The 19,057-nt window shown below is 52.7% G+C and carries 19 protein-coding genes; 17 read left to right on the top strand and 2 right to left on the bottom strand.

Annotated elements, in window-relative coordinates; all coding sequences use genetic code 11:
* Window positions 1–47 precede the first annotated feature (47 nt).
* The 8 genes from CR46_RS0106855 to CR46_RS0106820 all read left to right on the top strand — a co-directional run bounded on the left by CR46_RS0106855 (window position 48) and on the right by CR46_RS0106820 (window position 6,382).
* On the top strand, window positions 48–1,112 hold the full coding sequence (locus CR46_RS0106855; protein WP_030071225.1) for a serine hydrolase: 1,065 nt from the start codon (window positions 48–50) through the stop codon (window positions 1,110–1,112).
* Window positions 1,113–1,194: 82 nt separating this feature from the next.
* Entirely contained in the window at window positions 1,195–1,473 is a 279-nt protein-coding gene (locus CR46_RS0106850; RefSeq protein ID WP_030071222.1) for a peptidylprolyl isomerase, read from the top strand.
* Window positions 1,474–1,531: 58 nt separating this feature from the next.
* Window positions 1,532–2,467 (top strand): ABC transporter ATP-binding protein, encoded by a 936-nt coding sequence (locus tag CR46_RS0106845; RefSeq protein WP_030071220.1) that lies wholly within the window; start codon window positions 1,532–1,534, stop codon window positions 2,465–2,467.
* Window positions 2,464–3,225, top strand: coding sequence for an ABC transporter permease (locus tag CR46_RS0106840; RefSeq protein WP_030071218.1), 762 nt, complete (start codon window positions 2,464–2,466; stop codon window positions 3,223–3,225). The genes CR46_RS0106845 and CR46_RS0106840 overlap by 4 nt, the downstream gene beginning before the upstream one ends.
* A 196-nt stretch (window positions 3,226–3,421) precedes the next feature.
* Window positions 3,422–4,435, top strand: coding sequence for a nucleoid-associated protein YejK (gene yejK / locus CR46_RS0106835; RefSeq protein WP_030071216.1), 1,014 nt, complete (start codon window positions 3,422–3,424; stop codon window positions 4,433–4,435).
* A gap of 129 nt (window positions 4,436–4,564) precedes the next feature.
* Complete coding sequence (locus tag CR46_RS0106830) at window positions 4,565–5,017, top strand: tellurite resistance TerB family protein (RefSeq protein ID WP_030071214.1); 453 nt, start codon at window positions 4,565–4,567, stop codon at window positions 5,015–5,017.
* A 52-nt stretch (window positions 5,018–5,069) separates the two neighbouring features.
* The gene (locus CR46_RS0106825) at window positions 5,070–5,663 is read left to right on the top strand and encodes an exopolysaccharide biosynthesis protein (RefSeq protein ID WP_030071211.1); all 594 of its coding nucleotides are present in this window, start codon (window positions 5,070–5,072) and stop codon (window positions 5,661–5,663) included.
* Between the two features lie 65 nt (window positions 5,664–5,728).
* Window positions 5,729–6,382 (top strand): YqhA family protein, encoded by a 654-nt coding sequence (locus CR46_RS0106820; RefSeq protein WP_232222350.1) that lies wholly within the window; start codon window positions 5,729–5,731, stop codon window positions 6,380–6,382.
* Between the two features lie 15 nt (window positions 6,383–6,397).
* Here CR46_RS0106820 and CR46_RS0106815 read toward each other — a convergent pair whose 3' ends face one another.
* Both CR46_RS0106815 and CR46_RS0106810 read right to left on the bottom strand, forming a co-directional pair.
* Window positions 6,398–7,399, bottom strand: coding sequence for a serine hydrolase domain-containing protein (locus CR46_RS0106815; RefSeq protein ID WP_030071206.1), 1,002 nt, complete (start codon window positions 7,397–7,399; stop codon window positions 6,398–6,400).
* Window positions 7,400–7,975: 576 nt separating this feature from the next.
* Window positions 7,976–8,305: a hypothetical protein gene (locus tag CR46_RS0106810; RefSeq protein ID WP_030071204.1), complete on the bottom strand. Its 330-nt coding sequence runs from the start codon at window positions 8,303–8,305 to the stop codon at window positions 7,976–7,978.
* A gap of 304 nt (window positions 8,306–8,609) precedes the next feature.
* Here CR46_RS0106810 and fliD (CR46_RS0106805) point away from each other — a divergent pair, with 304 nt between their 5' ends.
* The 9 genes from fliD (CR46_RS0106805) to murJ all read left to right on the top strand — a co-directional run bounded on the left by fliD (CR46_RS0106805) (window position 8,610) and on the right by murJ (window position 18,910).
* Window positions 8,610–9,962 carry a flagellar filament capping protein FliD gene (gene fliD, locus CR46_RS0106805; protein ID WP_030071201.1) on the top strand — a complete coding sequence of 451 codons (1,353 nt, stop codon included), beginning with the start codon at window positions 8,610–8,612 and terminating at the stop codon, window positions 9,960–9,962.
* Window positions 9,963–10,198: 236 nt separating this feature from the next.
* Window positions 10,199–11,617 carry a flagellar filament capping protein FliD gene (fliD, locus tag CR46_RS0106800; protein WP_030071199.1) on the top strand — a complete coding sequence of 473 codons (1,419 nt, stop codon included), beginning with the start codon at window positions 10,199–10,201 and terminating at the stop codon, window positions 11,615–11,617.
* A 379-nt stretch (window positions 11,618–11,996) separates the two neighbouring features.
* Complete coding sequence (locus tag CR46_RS0106790) at window positions 11,997–13,364, top strand: FliC/FljB family flagellin (RefSeq protein WP_030071193.1); 1,368 nt, start codon at window positions 11,997–11,999, stop codon at window positions 13,362–13,364.
* Between the two features lie 93 nt (window positions 13,365–13,457).
* Entirely contained in the window at window positions 13,458–13,652 is a 195-nt protein-coding gene (locus CR46_RS0106785) for a hypothetical protein (protein WP_030071191.1), read from the top strand.
* Between the two features lie 156 nt (window positions 13,653–13,808).
* Window positions 13,809–14,408: a hypothetical protein gene (locus CR46_RS0106780; protein WP_030071189.1), complete on the top strand. Its 600-nt coding sequence runs from the start codon at window positions 13,809–13,811 to the stop codon at window positions 14,406–14,408.
* A 223-nt stretch (window positions 14,409–14,631) separates the two neighbouring features.
* Window positions 14,632–14,823 carry a hypothetical protein gene (locus tag CR46_RS0106775; RefSeq protein ID WP_030071186.1) on the top strand — a complete coding sequence of 64 codons (192 nt, stop codon included), beginning with the start codon at window positions 14,632–14,634 and terminating at the stop codon, window positions 14,821–14,823.
* A gap of 1,099 nt (window positions 14,824–15,922) precedes the next feature.
* Window positions 15,923–16,615: a P-loop NTPase family protein gene (locus tag CR46_RS0106770; protein WP_030071184.1), complete on the top strand. Its 693-nt coding sequence runs from the start codon at window positions 15,923–15,925 to the stop codon at window positions 16,613–16,615.
* A gap of 356 nt (window positions 16,616–16,971) precedes the next feature.
* The gene (rpsT, locus tag CR46_RS0106765; RefSeq protein ID WP_009722795.1) at window positions 16,972–17,238 is read left to right on the top strand and encodes a 30S ribosomal protein S20; all 267 of its coding nucleotides are present in this window, start codon (window positions 16,972–16,974) and stop codon (window positions 17,236–17,238) included.
* A gap of 94 nt (window positions 17,239–17,332) precedes the next feature.
* Complete coding sequence (gene murJ / locus CR46_RS0106760) at window positions 17,333–18,910, top strand: murein biosynthesis integral membrane protein MurJ (protein WP_030071180.1); 1,578 nt, start codon at window positions 17,333–17,335, stop codon at window positions 18,908–18,910.
* Window positions 18,911–19,057 lie beyond the last annotated feature (147 nt).

The raw sequence follows: 19,057 nt of genomic DNA, 5'->3' as shown, positions 1-19,057 counted from the left end.
AACTGACGGGAGTTGACGATTTGCGACACTGGATACAGCGCGGGCTAATGGTAGTAGCGCTGTTAATAGCGCTGCCCGTTAATGCCGACTGGTATTATGAAGTCGATAAACAGAGCCGCTGGCAGGGCGACTTAAATGCTCGCATGGCCGCTATCGAAGAGGTATTTGGCGGGCAGTTAGGCGTGTATGTGCAGAATTTGGCCAGTGGCGAAGCCTATTCCTGGAAAGCCGATGAGCCGTGGTATTTGGCATCGCTGATAAAAATACCGGTGGCTGCCCAGGTGTTGGCCGAGCGCCAAGCTGGCAGGTTATCGCTTGATGAGCGGATTACCCTGGCGCGCAGCGACTATGTGGATGGTGCAGGCCCGGTTAACTGGCATGATCCAGGCACGCCTATTTCTATTGGTTATTTGTTGGAACAGATGATCACCGTTAGCGATAACACCGCCTCCGATATGCTGATTGACCGTGTTGGGCTTCCGGCAGTGAATGAACGGGCGAAGGCCATGGTGGCCGCGAGTGGTGGAAGGCCCAGCGCACTAGGGCCGATTAGCAAGCTTGTGGGAGTACGCCAAGGCGTTTATAGCCAGCTTCATCCCGCTGCTCAGGGCTTAGGTGGTTTAGACTTTATGGAATTGCGCAAGCACAGTATTAACCAGCGGCCGGTAGCGTTAGCCCAAACCCTTAACGTGCGCCAAGATGCCTTCAAGCAACCGGACTACGATCGCGCCTTTGATGCCTATGAAGCCACGGGTGAGAACGTAGGCACGCTGCGTGCCTTCGGGGATGTTCTGGCCTCGCTTCACCATGGCGGCATGACGGATTTGAATACCGAGCAGCGCCAAACGCTGCTGGCGGTAATGAGCCGCACGTCTTCTGGTGAGCGACGCTTGAAACAAGGGATGGGCAGTGACGTTCATTTTGCTCATAAAACCGGTACCCAGCACCGTCGCAGCTGCGATGCGGGTATTGCCTCACGTATTTCTTCAGCCCAGGGGCCTTGGGTAGTTGTCGCCTGTAGCCGAGGCCCGCTGCCGGTAAGCGCCCACGAACGCGCCCTGGCAAGTGTAGGCAACGCGCTGCGTGTTAGCGGCGCGCTCGCTGGCCCTTAATCAAGCTAACGCTAGCGCCTAACTCTGTACCAGCATGATAAACTGATACGCCGCTTTGGGGCTTTTTAATAAGGAGCTTGTTATGGCACGCGCCAGCGCCCGTCATATTTTGGTAAGCAGTGAAGAGCAGTGCAACGCACTGAAACAAGAGATCGAAAACGGTCGTGACTTCGCAGAAGTGGCTAAGCAGCACTCTAGCTGCCCATCTGGCCGTCAAGGCGGCGACCTGGGTAGCTTTGGCCCCGGCCAAATGGTACCGGAATTCGACAAGGTCGTTTTCAGCGGTGACCTGAACAAAGTACACGGCCCAGTACAAACCCAGTTTGGTTACCACTTGTTGGAAATCACCAGCCGCAGTTAATGGCGCCGAACATCCGTTAAGCACCGCGGCACAACTGTCGCGGTGTGAGGAGCACGCCTTGAACGATCCCATTATTACTATTGAAGGCTTGAACAAAACCTACGAAGGTGGCTTTCAAGCCCTTACCCGTGTGGATTTAACTATTCAACGCGGTGAGATTTTTGCCCTGCTTGGCCCCAACGGGGCGGGTAAAACCACCTTAATCAGCGTGGTGTGCGGGCTGGTAAACCCATCCCAAGGCCATGTGGTCGTCGATGGCTACGATAACGTTAGCCACTATCGCCAGGCCCGTGAGCTTATTGGCCTTGTGCCGCAAGAACTGACCAACGAAGCCTTTGAAACAGTATGGAACACCGTCAGTTTTAGCCGAGGTTTGTTTGGCAAGTCGCCGAACCCAGCGCATATTGAGAAAGTGCTTAAGTCGCTAGCCTTGTGGGATAAACGCAACAATCGTTTGATGACGCTTTCAGGCGGTATGAAGCGCCGCGTCTTGATTGCCAAAGCGCTCTCTCATGAGCCGCGCATTCTATTTCTGGATGAGCCAACTGCTGGGGTAGATGTCGAGCTACGCCGTGATATGTGGAACGTGGTACGCGGGCTGCGCGATAACGGTGTCACGATTATTCTCACCACCCATTACATTGAAGAAGCCGAAGAGATGGCTGACCGCATTGGCGTCATCAATCGCGGTGAGATTGTATTGGTAGAAGAGAAAGCAGCGCTGATGAACAAGCTTGGCAGCAAGCAACTGACGCTTCAGCTGCACACGCCGCTTACCGTACTTCCCGCCGCGCTTGAGCAAGACGAGCTGAGCCTAACCGCCGACGGCTATGAGCTGGTGTACACCTACGACGGTCGCCAGGAAGAGGAGGGGCGCGGTATTTCTGCGCTGCTCACACAGTTGGAAAAGGCCGGCATTGGCTTTAAAGACCTGCATACCCGACAAAGCTCGCTGGAAGATATCTTCGTTGACTTGGTAAAGGAGCGCTCATGAACCTCTATCCCGTTCGCGCCATTTATATGGCGGAAATGGCGCGCACCCGCCGCACCTTGCTGCAAAGCATTGTGTCGCCGGTAATTTCTACCTCGCTCTACTTTGTGGTGTTTGGCGCGGCGATTGGTTCACGCATCAGCGAGATTAACGGGGTCAGCTACGGTGCCTTTATTGTGCCCGGCCTGATTATGCTGATGCTGCTGACCCAGAGTGTCTCTAACGCCTCGTTTGGAATTTTCTTCCCGAAGTTTTCCGGCAGCATTTATGAAATCCTCTCCGCGCCTATCTCTTATTTAGAAGTGGTGGTGGGCTATGTGGGCGCGGCTGCTTCGAAGTCGATCCTGCTGGGGCTGATTATCCTGCTGACCTCTAACTTTTTTGTGCCGTTAGAGATTGCCCATCCGATTTGGATGCTGACCTTCCTGGTGCTTACTGCCGTCACCTTCAGCCTGCTAGGCTTTATCATCGGTATCTGGGCGGACGGGTTCGACAAGCTGCAGCTGGTGCCACTGTTAATCATCACCCCGCTGACGTTTTTGGGCGGCAGCTTTTACTCTATTGATATGCTGCCGCCGTTCTGGCAAACCGTCACCCTGGCTAACCCTGTGGTCTACTTGGTCAGCGGGTTTCGTTGGAGCTTTTACGGCATTAGCGATGTCAGCTTAGCGGCCAGCGTGGCGATGATCCTGCTCTTCCTAGCCGCCAGCCTTGCCACTATTGCCTGGATTTTCCGCACCGGTTATCGCTTAAAGCCCTAAATGCGCTGATTGCCTGTTAAGCGGTTCTTTGCCAACACCGCGCTGATGATGAATTGTTTTTTAAGCAACCGTTCTTGGTTAAACCGCGCTCTTAGCTAAATCGCGTTCTTGGCTAAATCGCTTTCCTAGCTAAACCGCGTTTTTAGATAATTCGTTCTTAGATAAATCGTTTTTAGAAAAAAGGTAACTCCTGCTTATGCCGCTACTGCAAAGTATTGTGCACCGCCTTGACCCATCGCTAGATGGCGAGCGCTTAACCGTCACGGCGGCACCGGCGTCAACGCCTGCGGCCAACGAAGACCCCGTGATGGCAAGCCTGGTGAATTCGTTAAACGATACCTACAACACCAAAGCCAAAGGGTGGGGGCGGTTTGCCGAGCAGGGCGAGCAGGCTGGGCCGCTGGTGGCTTGGCTGCGGGCGTACATGGCCGAAGAGCAGGATTTCACCCAGCTGTCGATTGCTATTGCCGAACGTCTTGCGCAAACGCTGCAAGAGCAGCTTTCGGTGAGCGGCTACTTGGTGTTTGCTCACTTACGCCAAGGCGATACCGAGACGCTGTTTCTAGGCCTAGTTCATCAGCGGGAAGGGATTGGCATTAACGCAGAGCACCAAGCAGTGCCCGCCGCGCAGCTGAATACCAGCCAGCTTACCTTGGCGGCACGGGTAAACCTGACCCAGTGGCAGAGCGATTCTGAAAGCGCGCAGTACGTATCGTTTTTAAAAGATCGCGGTGGCAAAAAGCTCGCCGATGGCTTGATAGCGCTGTTGGGAATGGAAGAGGGCATAGATGCCCCCGCCGAAACCCGTACGCTGCTGAAAGCCTTCAGTGATTACGTTGAAAAAGAGGACTACGACGACGAAGCCAGCCGAGAAAAAACCGACACCCTGGTTGATTACGCCAACGAGCAGCTGCGCCGTGGCGAGCCAATGACGCTAGAAGAGCTTTCAGGCTTGGTAGACGAAAAACAGCCCAAAGCGTTTTACGACCATATCCGCAATGCAGACTACGGCCTTTCACCGGAGATCCCGCCAGATAAGCGCACCATCAGTCAATTTCGCCGCTTTACCGGGCGCGCTGGGGGAGTGTCGATCAGCTTTGACTCCCACCTGCTTGGTTCCAGCATCGAGTACGATGAACACCAGGACCGCTTGATTATCAAGCAAGTGCCCAAGCAGCTAAAAGAGCAGCTGGCGAAGCGCAAAGAGTGAGGAGCTAGGAGTGAGGAATGAGGAGTGAGGAGTGAGGAGTGAGGAGTGATCCAGTTTTCAGCCAGTATCTAGGCACTTAGTGCGGTAACTGCAGTCGAACAGCAAGACTCAATAGCAGGAGAGCTTAACGTGCTGGATGCCATTAGCAATTTCTTCCAACGCGCGCTGGCAGAACCTGAACAGCGCGATAACCAAACCTTAACGCTAGAACTCGCAACGGCGGCGCTGCTGTGTGAAATCATGCGTGCCGACTACGATAAAAGCGATGCTGAACGCGCCGCACTCAAGCAAATGCTCATTAACCGCTACCACCTAAGTGAAAGTGACGTTAACGAGTTAATGACGTTAGCGGAAGCCGAAGTGGATGATGCCGTCGATCATTACCAGTTTGTCAGCTTGATAAAAGAGCACTACGGTTATGAGCAGCGTTATGAGCTAGTCGCGCTAATGTGGCAACTTGCCTGGGCCGATGGCAGCGTTGACCCGCTCGAAGAGCATCGTATCCGGCGGCTGGCAGATCTTTTACACGTTAGCCACAGCGACTTTATTCGCAGCAAGCTTGAAAGCACACCCCAGACTTAATAGTGCCCCACAGGACAGACGCTAAACACAGGAATGGAGCGCCGAGACGCCAATGAGTGATATGCAGGATGCATCGAACTTAACCGAATTAATTAATACCATGGAACGAATGGAGCGTGAAAAAGCCAAGGTAAGCGTAGACGACGTGGTTCACGCGGTAGGCAGGCGTTCATTTGGGCCACTGTTGCTGGTCGCCGGGCTAATTACGCTCGCTCCCATCATTGGTGATATTCCTGGTATGCCAACACTGATGGCTGTGTTGGTAGTGCTCACGTCTGTTCAGCTATTAATCGGCAGAGAAACTTTTTGGTTACCTAAATGGCTGACAAAACGCTCGATTTCACGGGAAAAATTCGATAAAGCCATTCGCTATATGAAAAAGCCCGCCAAATGGGTCGATAGCTTGTTAGGTGTACGTTTAGCGTGGATGACCGGCTATATTGGCATACGCGTGACCGCGGTGATGTGCTTACTCATTGCGTTAGCCATGCCGCCGATGGAGTTTATTCCGTTTAGCGCCAACGGCGCAGGCCTGGCACTTACCCTGTTTGGATTAGGCTTAGTGGCCCGCGACGGCATCATGCTCTCGCTGGGTTTTCTACTGACTGGGGTGACGTTTACGGTGGTGCTGATCAACGTGCTATAAGTGTGAATACTATCATCCTAATGTCGTCTAAGCCGGCGACTTTTTTGCAGGAGTAAGCACGCACTATGTCTGATCCAGTACCGTCTGAATCGTCATCATCGCCACACTCATCCCAGGTACCTTCATCCCAGGTACCTTCATCCCAGGTACATTCATCCCAGACACATTCAGCTTCGCCACCAGCACCTAAAGCGCCGCATGAACAGTCACCTTGGGAGCGGCGAATTGAAACAGCGCTTTGGAATTCGCGCTTTTTAGTAATGTTGGCGGTAGTGCCAAGCCTACTAGGCTCACTGATGCTGTTTATCGTCGGCACGCTGGATATTTTAACCGTGGTAGGTGACGTCCTGCGCTACTACCTCGTTGATAGCTCTATAGATATCCACGACACCCTGGTGCCAGACATCATCATCGCCGTTGATGTGTATTTAATCGCGATTGTGCTGCTAATCTTCGGGCTAGGTATCTACCGGCTGTTTGTTTCCCGTATCGACCAAGCGGAAGTGCGCTATCCCACACACCCGTTTAACGTCGGCTCGCTGGATCAGCTCAAGGATAAAATTGCCCGCGTGGTGATACTGGCGGTGATTATTGAGTTTTTCCGCGCCGTGGTAGATATCCGTTTTAGTACGCCGCTGGAAGCCATTTACCTCGCGCTTTCGGTGCTGGCGCTTGCCGCAGCGCTTTATCTTATGAGCCTAGGGCATAAGGGAGAGTAGAGGCGCGGCATCTCACTATTCACCTTCCAGCAAGCCCACCACTAACTGGTTAAGCTGCTGCTGAAACTGCCCGCCGGGCGAAGGCGGCGTTGGGTCGGAGGTGATCACAACGGTCATCTCCCGCTCAGGAATCACATAAAGCGCTTGCCCGCCGTATCCACGCCCGTACATAACCGGCTCCTGCGCCAAGCTGGTGACAAACCAGCCGTAGCCGTATCCATCGCCTGTCCAGGGCGATTGGCCTCTTGGCGTCCACGATGCCTCTACCCAGCCTTCCGGTAATACTCGCCTGCCATCTACCATGCCGTCATTGCGATAAAGCTCGCCGATTTCGACGAGCGCTCTTGGGGAAAGCTGCATATCGTTGCCGCCGAAGTAAATACCTTGCGGGTCTTGTGGCCAGGTAGGAATCGCAATGTCTAGCGGCTCGCCAAGCAAGCGCTGGGCAAGGGCGTAGGTACTTTCACCACTCGCCTGGGTAAGCGCGGCAGAGAGCAAATGGCTAGTGCCAGTGGAGTAGAGCATGCGCCCACCGGGTTCATCCACAAACGGGCGGGTGAGCGCATCGTTCACCCAGTGGTTACTGGCGACCCAGGCACCATAGTTACTGCCCGATGTCCGCTCTAGTCCTGCTTGTAAAGCAAGCAGATGCGCCACGGTAATATCATTCACCCGTGGGTCAACGCCGCTAGGCAGTTGGCCTAACAGCTCCGCTAACGGCTGCTCGGTAGATGCAATAATGCCGTCTTCAATGGCCGCACCGGTAATGGCTGCCAATACGGTTTTTGAAAGCGATTTGATGTTAGCGGGGGTGGAAGGCCCAGGCCCGCCTTGATGTCGCTCGTGAACAATATCGCCCTGATAAGCCACCACCACCGTATGCACACGGCGTAGCTCACCCGCTTTTTTGTCAAGCGCTTGCAGCGTGCTGGCTGATGGCTGGCTTGCAGAAGCAAGTGCAGGCAGCAACGAAACCATCGTAAAAACAAACAGTAAAGGAAAAGCAGTAGCGCGCATTGCAGCCCCTTTGGCATCAAGCTTGGCCTTGAATTTGGCGGAGAAGAGAGGATAGAGAAAAGATAAGTAAACAGGCTTTTTACAAGGTCCATGTCTAAGGACTATTTCTAAAGTCTATGCCTAAAGTGCATGTCTAAGGCCTGTATCTCTTGTAACTTTCTTACAGTAGTAACGTTTGAGGAAACAAGCGGCGGTAGGTTCAATAAATCTCAGTAAACGCCAGCTGTGGCTAAAGTACGCAAACATAACCAATCACTGCTAGGCTTGGGGTGTTATTTCAAAGGTAAGCATTCTGTTGCCTTCTTTGAAACCTAAAGCTTGAAAAGTGAAAGCCTCAAACGCAAAAAGCAAGGAGTGCCGTTATGCGTAACATTATTTATATTATTGGCCTGATCGTTGTCGTGCTGTTTATTCTTTCGTTGCTTGGACTGCGCTAATAAACGGCTGAATGTGAGGCCAGCACGCCAAACGCAAGGCGCCCGCACATCCTTACGGTGTGCGGGCGTCTTGGTTTTAACGATTTGGTTTTAACGATAAGAGGTGTTTATCGATAGAACGTTGGTAACGCGAGCGCGATCAAGCGCAGTCAGCGGCACCCTGGCCGAACATATCAAACATCATCTCGCGCCCCATGGGGGTTAGCACAAAGCGGCCATAGTCGTTAAGTTCAGCGGCGCCGCTCTCTTCAAGCACTCGCTGACAGGTTTTCCAGCTGGCGCAGTGGCTATTTAAATCCATCAATTCGCGCCGAGTAAGGCCACGCTGGGGCAGCGTTATGGTTTCGAGTACATGGCCGTTGTCATAAAGCAGCTCGGCAACGGTAGAAAGGCAGTGACGTAGGCTACGCTGCACATGATACGTGGCAGACGCGACGGTAGAGGCGGGGTGTGACACCTCGGGAGTCATAGGTCATTCTCCTGCAAACAGTGCCAAAATGGACGTGTTGCAGTGCATTATACAGTCATTAGTCTGTTAGACCAAGGTCTATAATTTTAGGAAGGAGGTTTAGTAAGCGTGTTCGCCCGCTACTCCACTGGCGAAGGATCAAATTGCCAAATCTTTTACAATTATTTACCTTTTAGCCAGTAGAAAAAGCCATCTAGGTTAAAGTTCGGGGTTTGATGGCCGATAATGCTTATTAATAAATCACATTCATACGCATGAGCAGCGCCAGCGTGATGGGCGTTTTTTTAAAAAAGGGCAGTAACTTATGGCTTCCATTTCATCACTCGGTATTGGCTCAGGGCTCGATCTCAACGGCTTGTTAGATCAGTTGCAAGATGCAGAGCGGGGAAAGCTTGCGCCAATTGAGCGTCAACTGGAAACCCAGCAGACCAAAATTTCCGCCTATGGTCAGCTGCAAAGTGCACTCTCCCAGTTTCAAACAGCTTCTGCTGGGCTAAACGACAGCGCGCTATACGAAAGCCTTTCCACCAATGTGGGGGGCAGCGCCATTACCGCCACCGCCGATGGCGAAGCGCAGCCCGGCAGTTACAACGTCAGCGTTGAAACACTCGCCACCCGTGGCACGCTAGCCTCTGAAGGGGTGGGCACGGTGGACCAACCGCTGACCACCGCCGAGCAAACGTTAACGTTTACGTTCGGTGATGGCACCAGCAAAGATGTCACCATTGGCGCAGATAGCAGCTTAGAAGCTATGCGCGATGCGATTAACGCCAGCGAAGATTCCGGCGTTAATGCCACCATCGTCAACGACGGCACGAAATATCGGCTGGCGCTTAGCTCCAGCGAAACCGGTGCAGACGCTTCTATTACCGGCTTTAGCTTTTCCGATGCCGGCACGGCACCTTTCGCCGCCGACACCGATAACACCCTGCAAGCAGGCACCGATGCCGCCTTAACCGTTAACGGCATCGCCATTACCAGCCCCACCAACCAAGTGGAAGGGGCAATTCAAGGCGTTACGCTTAATCTTCAAGAAGAGGGTGATAGCACCGTGGCAGTCGAGCAGGATACCCGCGCTGTTCGTGAAGCGATTACCGGTTTTGTTGATGCTTACAACGACCTAAAAGGCACCATTGGCGAGTTAACCAGTTTCAATGCGGAAACCGGTGCCGCCGGCGAACTGCTTGGCGACAGCGCAGTGCGCACCGTCGAATCGCGTATGCGCAGCGTATTAAGTGGCGGTATTGAAGGCGAGTTTTCAATGCTTAGCGATATCGGTATTTCGCTACAGCGTGACGGCACGCTGTCTATTGATGAAGGCGAACTTGATAACGCTATTGCCAATAATCAGGATGCGCTGTCGGCGTTTTTCGCAGGCGATGCGGATGATTCAGGCATGGCTGGGCAAGTTAACCAAACCCTGGAACAGCTGCTAGGTACCAACGGCGCGGTAAAAGGGGCTATTAACGGCGCGGAAAACCGCGTGGAGTCTCTTGGTGAACGCTACCTCCGCACGGAACAAACCATCGAGCAGACCATTTCCCGCTACCGCACCCAATTCGGCCAGTTGGATAGCATGATCGCTCAGATGAACCAAACCAGCGATTACCTTACCCAGCAGTTTGATGCCCTTGATGCCCAGCTGGGCCGCAACTAAACGCTAAGCGGTTAAGTCGTTGCTAAACGCCTGGGCATTGACTGCCCAGGCGTTTTTATTAGACGACCCTTTTTGGCGATGAGCATAAAAAAACACCAAAAGAAAATATCAAACCCATGAAAAAGCGCTAAAGTTGCGCGCTTTTCTGCCGATAACGTTAATATCTATTAAATGGGCGCTCGCAATGCGCCTAACTTACTTGTTGGTTTAGCCTTTTGCACTGAGGAACACCCCGCATGGCGACGATAACCTCTCTTGGCGTTGGTTCTGGCCTTGACCTCACTGGCTTGCTTGATCAGCTGCAGGCCGCCGAGCGGGGTAAACTCGCGCCGATTACGCTTCAAAAGAAGCAGCAGCAGGCGAAAATTTCTGCTTTCGGGCAGCTGCAAACGTCGCTGAACTCGTTTCAAGATGCGGTCGCCAAAATTAACGACCCCAAACTCTACCAAAGCCTTTCCGCCAATGTGCGTGGCACTGGTAGTGGAGAAGCTATTAAAGCCACTGCCGCCGCCGATGCGCTGCCGGGCAGCTATCGGGTTGAAGTCAGCCAACTGGCGACCTCTGGCACGCTGGCCTCTAGCCGCGTCGATACCAAAGACCAGGCGCTTGACCTGCAAGGGGCGACCACGCTGCAGCTCACCTTTGGCAGTGGGGAAGGGGTCGAAACCAACACCGTCGATATCAATATTGCGGAAGGCAGCAGCCTCGCTGATATTCGTGATGCCATTAACGCCGACAAAGAAGCTGGGGTTAACGCGACCATTATTAACGACGGCACCGGCTATCGGCTGGCGCTTAGCTCTAAAACCACCGGTGCAGAGGCTTCTATTGAAAGCTTCAGTTTGGTTGACTCCAATGCTGCCGTAGTGACCGGCCCCTTTGCTGAAGATGCGCTCACCAAGCGCCCTGGCGAAAACGCCGCGTTAACGGTGAACGGCATTGCGATTAGCAGCGCTGACAATAAAATCGAAGGCGCGATTCAAGGCGTAACGCTAAACCTTGCGGAACTCAACATTGCCGAGGGCGAAACCGCCACCAGCACCGTTAACGTAGAGCGCGACACGCTAAAGCAGCGCGAAGCAATTAACGGTTTTGTAAAAGCGTTTAACGACCTAAAAGGCACCATTGGCAAACTGACCAGCTTTACCGGCGACAGCGAAACTGCCGGTGAGCTAGTGGGCGACAACACCGTGCGCACCATCGAATCCCGGCTGCGCAGCGTGCTAACCGGCGGCGTAGAAGGCGGCGAGTTATCGACCCTTAACCAGCTAGGCATCACCCTGCAACGGGATGGCAAGCTAAAAGTCGATGAAGAAACGTTAGATAACTTAGTCGCCAACAACCCCCAGGCGCTAAACGCCTTTTTTGCCGGGGATACAGCAGAAAACGGCATGGCAGGCAGGCTGAACACCACCATCGAACAGATGCTGGGCAACAACGGCGTGGTAAAACTAGCGATTAGCGGCGCAGAAAACCGCGTCAAAAGCCTAGACGACCGCTTCGAACGCATGGAAAAAACCATTGAAGGCACCATCTCCCGCTACCGTAAACAGTTCAGCCAGCTAGACTCCATGATCGCCCAGATGAACAGCATGAGCAGCTATCTCACCCAGCAGTTCGATGCCCTAGACGCCCAGCTAGGCGGCAAGAAATAATCTTAACGCTGTAACATTGTAGGAGGGCGCTTTAGCTCTGGTTCGACACTTCGACGATGATTCAGGCTTTGCAGTTTATGCTGACTAAGGGCGGCTACGCCGCCATCGCCCACTGGAAGTGGCCTCCTACAATAGAACAGTGGCACGATATCTTGTGGGAGGGAGCTTTAGCTCGCGATCTCAGCTGCGAAGACAGTGAATCAACCTCAACTTTCCTAAAAGTGCTGCTACCCTCCTCCTTCTGTTACCAAAAATTACATCTTTTTTTACTAGCCGCCCTAAAGATTCCCCTCGCCGTGCCGTTAATTAATATAACGGCACACACAGTGGCCGAAAAGCAGGCCTACTAGGCCAGTGTCCAAGCAAGGAGAATCACACCATGTCAGTGATCAATACCAACATCACATCGATGATCGGCCAGCAAAACCTGTCCAAATCACAAAATGCTCTGACCACGTCTATGGAGCGCTTGAGTTCTGGTCTGCGTATCAACAGCGCCAAAGACGACGCGGCGGGTCAGGCCATCGCCAACCGCATGAGCAGCCAGATCACTGGTCTATCGACCGCTCAGCGTAACGCCAACGACGGTATCTCCGTTGCCCAGACCGCTGAAGGCGCGCTAAATCAGGTGAATGATAACCTCCAGCGTGTTCGGGAATTGACCGTACAGGCTCAAAACGGTACAAACTCTCAAGATGATCTTGACTCCATCCAGGCAGAGATCGGTCAGCGACTTAATGAGATTAACCGTATTTCTGAACAGACCGATTTCAACGGGACTAAAGTTCTTTCGGAGGGAATTAACCCTATTGCGATTCAAGTTGGTGCGAATGATGGTGAGAATATTGCTATTGATTTAGAAACTATCAATCAAAATACACTTGGTTTGGATGGCTTTGACGTTACTGCGACCCTTTCAGAGCTTTCTGCTGGTGACGGGGAATTTTCTTCTTCTGCAGTGAGCTTTACTAAAGCTGATATGCAAGCAAATGCTTCTGCTCCTCTTACTGATGTTAATATTGATTCCACAGCTACGGGCGGAACTCGTACTATTACAGATACGCTTGGTGCGGACTTGACGGAGGCCGATTTTGAAATACGGCAATATGATGGGAAAAACTATGCTGTTGGTATAGCTAACGCAGCAGATGGTAAAGTCTTCGAGATTTCAACTACAGTTGATGGCAGTAATAATCTTACAATCACTCTTGCGGATGAAGTTACTGGTAATATTGCCTCCGCAGCAGGGGACAAAGGAACGTCTTTTGACTATGCTGCAGGTACCTCTGGAATTACTATAGGAGATCAAGATATCTCCCTCTTGTCAGATGGGACTGATAAATTTGCTAGAGTTAAAGACGAGAACGGTGATACTAAATATTATAATGTCACTGCAACTGGCAAGGCTACTGCAACTGGTGAGGTTTCGGTTACTCTTGGCGCAGAAGTGACTAATGAGTTAGATGGTAAAACTCTTGATCCAATGCAAACTCTTGATGATGCTTTAAGTAAAGTTGATACCCTGCGCTCTGACCTTGGTGCTATACAGAACCGTTTCGAATCTGCAATTACTAACTTACAGACTAACGAAACCAATCTGTCTGCTGCTCGTTCGCGTATCGAAGATGCTGACTACGCTACAGAAGTAGCCAACATGACCCGCGCGCAGATCCTACAGCAGGCCGGTACTTCTGTATTGGCACAGGCCAACCAGATTCCGCAGAACGTTCTTTCTCTGCTGGGTTAATCTGAGGCTTAGCCTTGATAGGAAGTTTCCTCTATCGCTAAGCAGCACAATGAACCGGCTCCCATTGGGGGCCGGTTTTTTGTTGGGGGCAATATGACCAATGAAGAACAACAACACGTTATCGACGAGCTACAAACAGTCATAGCGGACACTCAAGCCACGCTACAACGCTTTGAAGACACCGGCATGGATAAAGAGATGCCTGCGGACTATGAAAAGCTGCTAGATATTTTAGACGGTGCGGTGAAACAGCAGCATGAGCATACTAAGGTGATGTTGGAGGGGTGAAGAGCCGTTGCTTTAGACCAAGGTTTGCTGGCGATTGCGGACTTTTTTGCCATAATCTATTAGCAGGCTTATTTGTTGGCTATGCTTCTGACAATAGAGTGCTTTTATAAGGCGAGGGTGTGAAGGCGCGGTGGGTGCCAGGGACGAGAAACTAGTATGGATACTTATACGCTTACATTGGTGGTGGCGATTGTTACGATGTGGGTCAGCCTGACCTGTGGTTTTGTCGCTATGTATTTAATTCTTAGCGATGGGGCTAGAGGCGCTCTCCAGCCGGCTAATAAGCCCCGAAAGCTTTCGATGGGTACAAAAGCGCAAGTAGAAGATGTCCCCACGTTGGCAAATGAAGGCAGTACGTCTTGGGGGGTGCAGGTGGTATTTGAAACCCCTTCCCCTGGGCTAAACGAGCGCTTAAGTGTGGCGCTGGCATCTGCTGGCGCGGTGTATGAACCTAATACAAAAGCTTTTACGGTGACGGGGGAGTCTTCCCTTAACCCAATCGTTATTGAAAACGCTTTTCCTCCTGGGCAGCTTCCTTCGTTTACAGACGATAATAGCCAGTACTTGATTAAGGGTATCGCTATTAAAGTGAATGAAAATAGCCGTTCTCTTTCACCTAGTAAGCTCCAGCTTGCGCGGCTGGTTTCTCTTGCGAAATCGTTGGCCCGTTTAGGCGGTAAGGTAGTTGATGCTAATCAACAGCCGATCACTAAAGCTGGTTTTAAAGCCGTTATTTCTGGTAAGGCAAAGGTTTAGTTATTCAAAGCATTATTGTTACTCGTTTTGTCGTTCATTTTGCTAAGGACTGGGTGTTTTCTTAACAGGCAGGTATGTCTGTACTGGCACAGGCCAACCAGATTTCACAGAGCGCGCTTTCGCTGCTGGGTTAATCTAGAGCTTCACGATACAGCGAATTTTTGATGGCTAAGCGGTACACTCAACCGACTCCTTTTGGGGTCGGTTTTTTTATGGGGACAACATGACCAATGAAGAACAACAACACGTTATCGACGAGCTGCAAAAAGTCATAGCGGACACTCAAGCCACGCTACAACGCTTTGAAGACACCGGCATGGATAAAGAGATGCCTAGGGACTATGAAAAGCTGCTGGATATTTTAGACGGTGCGGAGAAACAGCAGCGCGAGCATACACGAGTGATGTTGGGGTAGCTGACACCCGCCACTTACAGAGGTGACGCCTCAGGTCTGTCATTCCCGCATGCCCTTAGCGGGAATCCATGGTGAATCAGGCAGCTGCATCTTATTGGGCAAAGGTCAAAATGGATTCCCGATAACCCCACTCGGGAATGGCGGTGCGATGGTCTTCGGGCATAACGGTGGGGTGTGCTCGCGAGTGATGTTGGGGTAGCTGACATCCGCCACTCACAGAGGTTATACCCCAGGTCCGTCATTCCCGCATGCCCTTAGCGGGAATCCATGGTGGGGCAGGCAGCTGCGTCTTATTGGGCAAAGGTCAAAATGGATTCCCGATAACCCCACTCGGGAATGACGGTGCGGTGGTTAGCCCGGGAATGACGGTGTGGTGGTTTGCTCGGGCATAACGATGCGGTGCATTCGGGAGTGACAGTGGGGTGTGCTCGGGAGTGATGCTGGGGTAGCTGACACCCGCCACTCAAAGAGGTTATACCCCAGGTTCGTCATTCCCGCATGCCCTTAGTGGGAATCCATGGTGGGGCAGGCAGCTGCGTCTTATCGGGCAAAGGTCAAAATGGATTCCCGATAACCCCACTCGGGAATGACGGTGTGGTTGCTGACACCCGCCACTTACAGAGGTGATGCCCCAGGTCCGTCATTCCCGCATGCCCTTAGCGGGAATCCATGATGAAGCAGGCAGCTGCATCTTATCGGGCAAAGGTCAATATGGATTCCCGATAACCCCACTCGGGAATGACGGTGCGGTGCACTAGGGAGTGATCGTGGGGCGGCTAACACCCGCCACTTACAGAGGTGACGCCCCAGGCCTGTCATTCCCGCATGCCCTTAGCGGGAATCCATGGTGAGGCGGGCAGTTGAGTCGTATCGGGCAAAGGTCAAAATGGATTCCCGATAACCCCACTCGGGAATGACGGTGCGGTAGCTGACATCCGCCACTCAAAGAGGTTATACCCCAGGCCCGTCATTCCCGCAGGCCCTTAGCGGGAATCTATGGTTTTGCCTGCGTATTAACACTCTTGTTATGTCTTCCGCTTTTGCCATTTCCTGCTAAATTCGCTAAGGGTTTGGTGTTTTCCACACTGGAGAAACAGGTATGGGCAGGGTGCACTTTATTGGCGGTGAGAAAGGTGGGGTGGGTAAGTCGATGACGGCGCGGGTGTTGGCGCAGTATTACATCGATCACGAGATGCCATTCTTGGGGTTTGATTGCGATGCTTCCCACGGGACGTTTTCGCGCTTTTATCAGGATTATGCCTCCCCCGTGGTGGTGGGCGACGACGATAGCCTAGACGGCATACTGACGGCGCTGGAAGAGCACCCCGAGCGGGACTTAATTATTGATTTGGCGGCACAGTCTGCCCAGCCGATTAACCGCTGGATTGAAGATACCGATGTGTTTGGGCTGTTGAATGAGCTAGGCATGCAGGTGGTGTGGTGGCACGTGATGGATGATGGTGCGGATTCTGTTGCACTGCTTGCCGAGGTGCTGGAACGTTACAGTGCCCAGCCGGTTGAGCTAGTGGTGGTGCAAAACTTGGGGCGGGGTGAGAATTTCACGCGCTTCCAGCGCTCTGATGTTTATCAACAGGCCAGCGCCCAGGGCGCTACGTTGATAGAGCTGCCCAAGCTACATGCCAAACTGACCCAGAAAATTGATTTCAACAACAGCAGCTTTTGGGCGGTGGCCAACGACCGTAGTCTTATGAATATTGCCGAGCGTCAGCGTATGAAGGTGTGGCTACGCAACGCGTATGCGCAGGTTGGTTTCTTGGACTCGAAGAAATAGTCTTTGAAGAAATAGCGTTTGATACAGCCTGTAGAGCGAAAGAGATGCTGAATTAAGCGTGATGCTGCGGGTAGAAAAGCATTGACAAGCGCTGGCAAGCCCGCTTAACGCGTGATAGACTATGCCATCCTCTCAGACAAGACCCGTGGGCGGGCAGATTTTGAACTGCTCGTTACACTATTTGGCAGCATTTTAATTGCTTCCAAATCAATTGGTTGTTGTGGAAAGATACTGACGGAAAGGTCGTGTCGTGGCGAAAATCTAGAGGTGAAAACCTAGAGATAAAAGCCGACCGACAAATACATAGTTAATTCGTTGCCGTTGATTGGCAACCTTTATTCTCCAAGGAGATACCTGTGGCGAACAGCAAGCAAGCACGCAAGCGCGCCCGCCAGGCCGAGACTCGTCGCGTCCTGAAAGCCAGCCAGCGCAGCATGGTCCGCACCTACATCAAGCGTGTGATCAAAGCGATCAGCACTGGCGATCATGGCAAAGCGATGGAAGAGTTCCGGGCTATGCAGCCGGTTGTCGACCGCATCGCTGATAAAGACGTTCTTTCTAAGAAGAAAGCTGCACGTCTGAAAAGCCGCTTGAACAAGCGCATTAAGGCTCTGGCGGCGTAAGCCGGCAGGCGCCATAAAAAAAACCGGCTGCGGCCGGTTTTTTTGTGTCTGAACATCGCCTGTAGCGATGCACTGTGAGCTTATGGATTGAGTCATGACCACGAACACGCCTCCGCAAGCCAATATGTCTCCCCCGCGCCGCGGGTTGATGCGCTCTGGGTTAGTGGTCAGCGCGATGACCATGCTGTCGCGAGTGATGGGGTTGGTGCGCGATGTGGTGGTGGCAACCTTTTTGGGGGCGGGAAGCGGGGCTGATGCGTTTTTTGTCGCGTTTAAAATTCCTAACTTTCTGCGCCGTTTGTTTGCTGAAGGGGCGTTTAACCAAGCCTTTGTGCCGGTGCTTTCCGAGTACTCTACCCAGCGCAGTAAGCAGGAAATTCGTGAGTTACTAAATGCGGTGGCGGGCAGCCTAACGGCCATTTTAGCGCTAATAACCGCGTTGGCGATGCTGGGTGCCCCGTGGCTGGTGTGGGTGTTTGCCCCTGGCTTTGGGCGTGATCCCGAAAAGTTAGCGATGACTGCCGATATGCTGCGGCTGACGTTTCCCTATTTGCTGTTGATTTCGTTAACGGCGTTTTCGGGTAGCGTGCTGAACACCTGGAACCGCTTTGCGGTGCCCGCGTTTACCCCGGTGCTGCTGAATCTTTCGCTGATTGGCGCGGCGCTGCTGCTCATGCCGTTAATGGAAGAGCCCGCCATGGCGCTGGCTTGGGGGGTGTTGATTGCCGGGGCTGCCCAATTAGTGTTTCAGGTGCCGTTTTTGCTGCGCCTGGGGCTGTTGCCAACCCCGTGGCCAAATTTTGCCCATGAAGGGGTGAAGCGCATTCTGAAGCTGATGGCCCCCGCGCTGTTTGGGGTGTCGGTCTCGCAGATTAATCTGCTGCTGGACACCGTATTGGCGTCGTTATTAACGGCGGGTAGCGTGTCATGGCTGTACTATTCGGATAGGTTGGTCGAGCTGCCGCTTGGGGTGTTTGGTGTGGCGATTGGTACGATTATTTTGCCAGCGCTTTCTAAACGCCATGCGGAGCAGTCCACCGAACACTTTTCGGCCATGCTGGACTGGGCCATTCGTGTGGTGCTGTTGTTAGGAGTGCCCGCCGCGCTGGCGTTGGCCGTGTTGGCGGAACCGTTTTTGATTACCCTGTTCCACTACGGGGCAATGACCGATAACGATATTCAAATGGCTGCCATGAGCCTACGTGCCTACGCGTTTGGGCTGGTGGCGTTTATGTTGATTAAAGTGTTAGCGCCGGGTTTCTTTGCTCGCCAGGATACTAAAACGCCGGTGAAAGTGGGCATTATCGCCATGGTGGCTAACATGGTGTTCAACCTGCTGTTGATTTGGCCGCTTGCCCACGCGGGTTTGGCGCTGGCGACCGCACTGTCGGCATTTTTAAATGCTGGGTTGCTGGGGTATCTGCTCTATCGCCAGAAGGTGTTGATCTTTCAGCCAGGGTGGGGGCGTTACGCCGTTCAATTAGTGGGCGGCAGCGCGTTAATGAGCAGTGCGCTTTATCTGGTAGCCCCTGATTGGCAGGCATGGCTTGAGTTTGAGCTGTGGCAGCGCATTTACTGGGTGGCAGGATTAGTCGTGCTGGGCGGCGGGCTTTATTTCGCTTGGCTGACCGCATTTGGCCTGCGGCTGCGCCACTTTAAGATGAATAGCTAATGCGCAAACAGCCAGCATTAAGGTGAACGAGTAGCTAATGCCAGGACGAAGGTAATCTTCCCCTGCACCGGAACAGCGCGTTCGTTATAATCGAAGGCTTTTAAACGGTAAACGCTTTTAAAACGGCAAACGCTTTTAAAAAAGAGG

Source organism: Vreelandella neptunia (genome assembly GCF_000712975.1).
Classification (GTDB): domain Bacteria; phylum Pseudomonadota; class Gammaproteobacteria; order Pseudomonadales; family Halomonadaceae; genus Vreelandella; species Vreelandella qaidamensis.
This window is presented reverse-complemented; position numbering and strand designations above follow the sequence as displayed.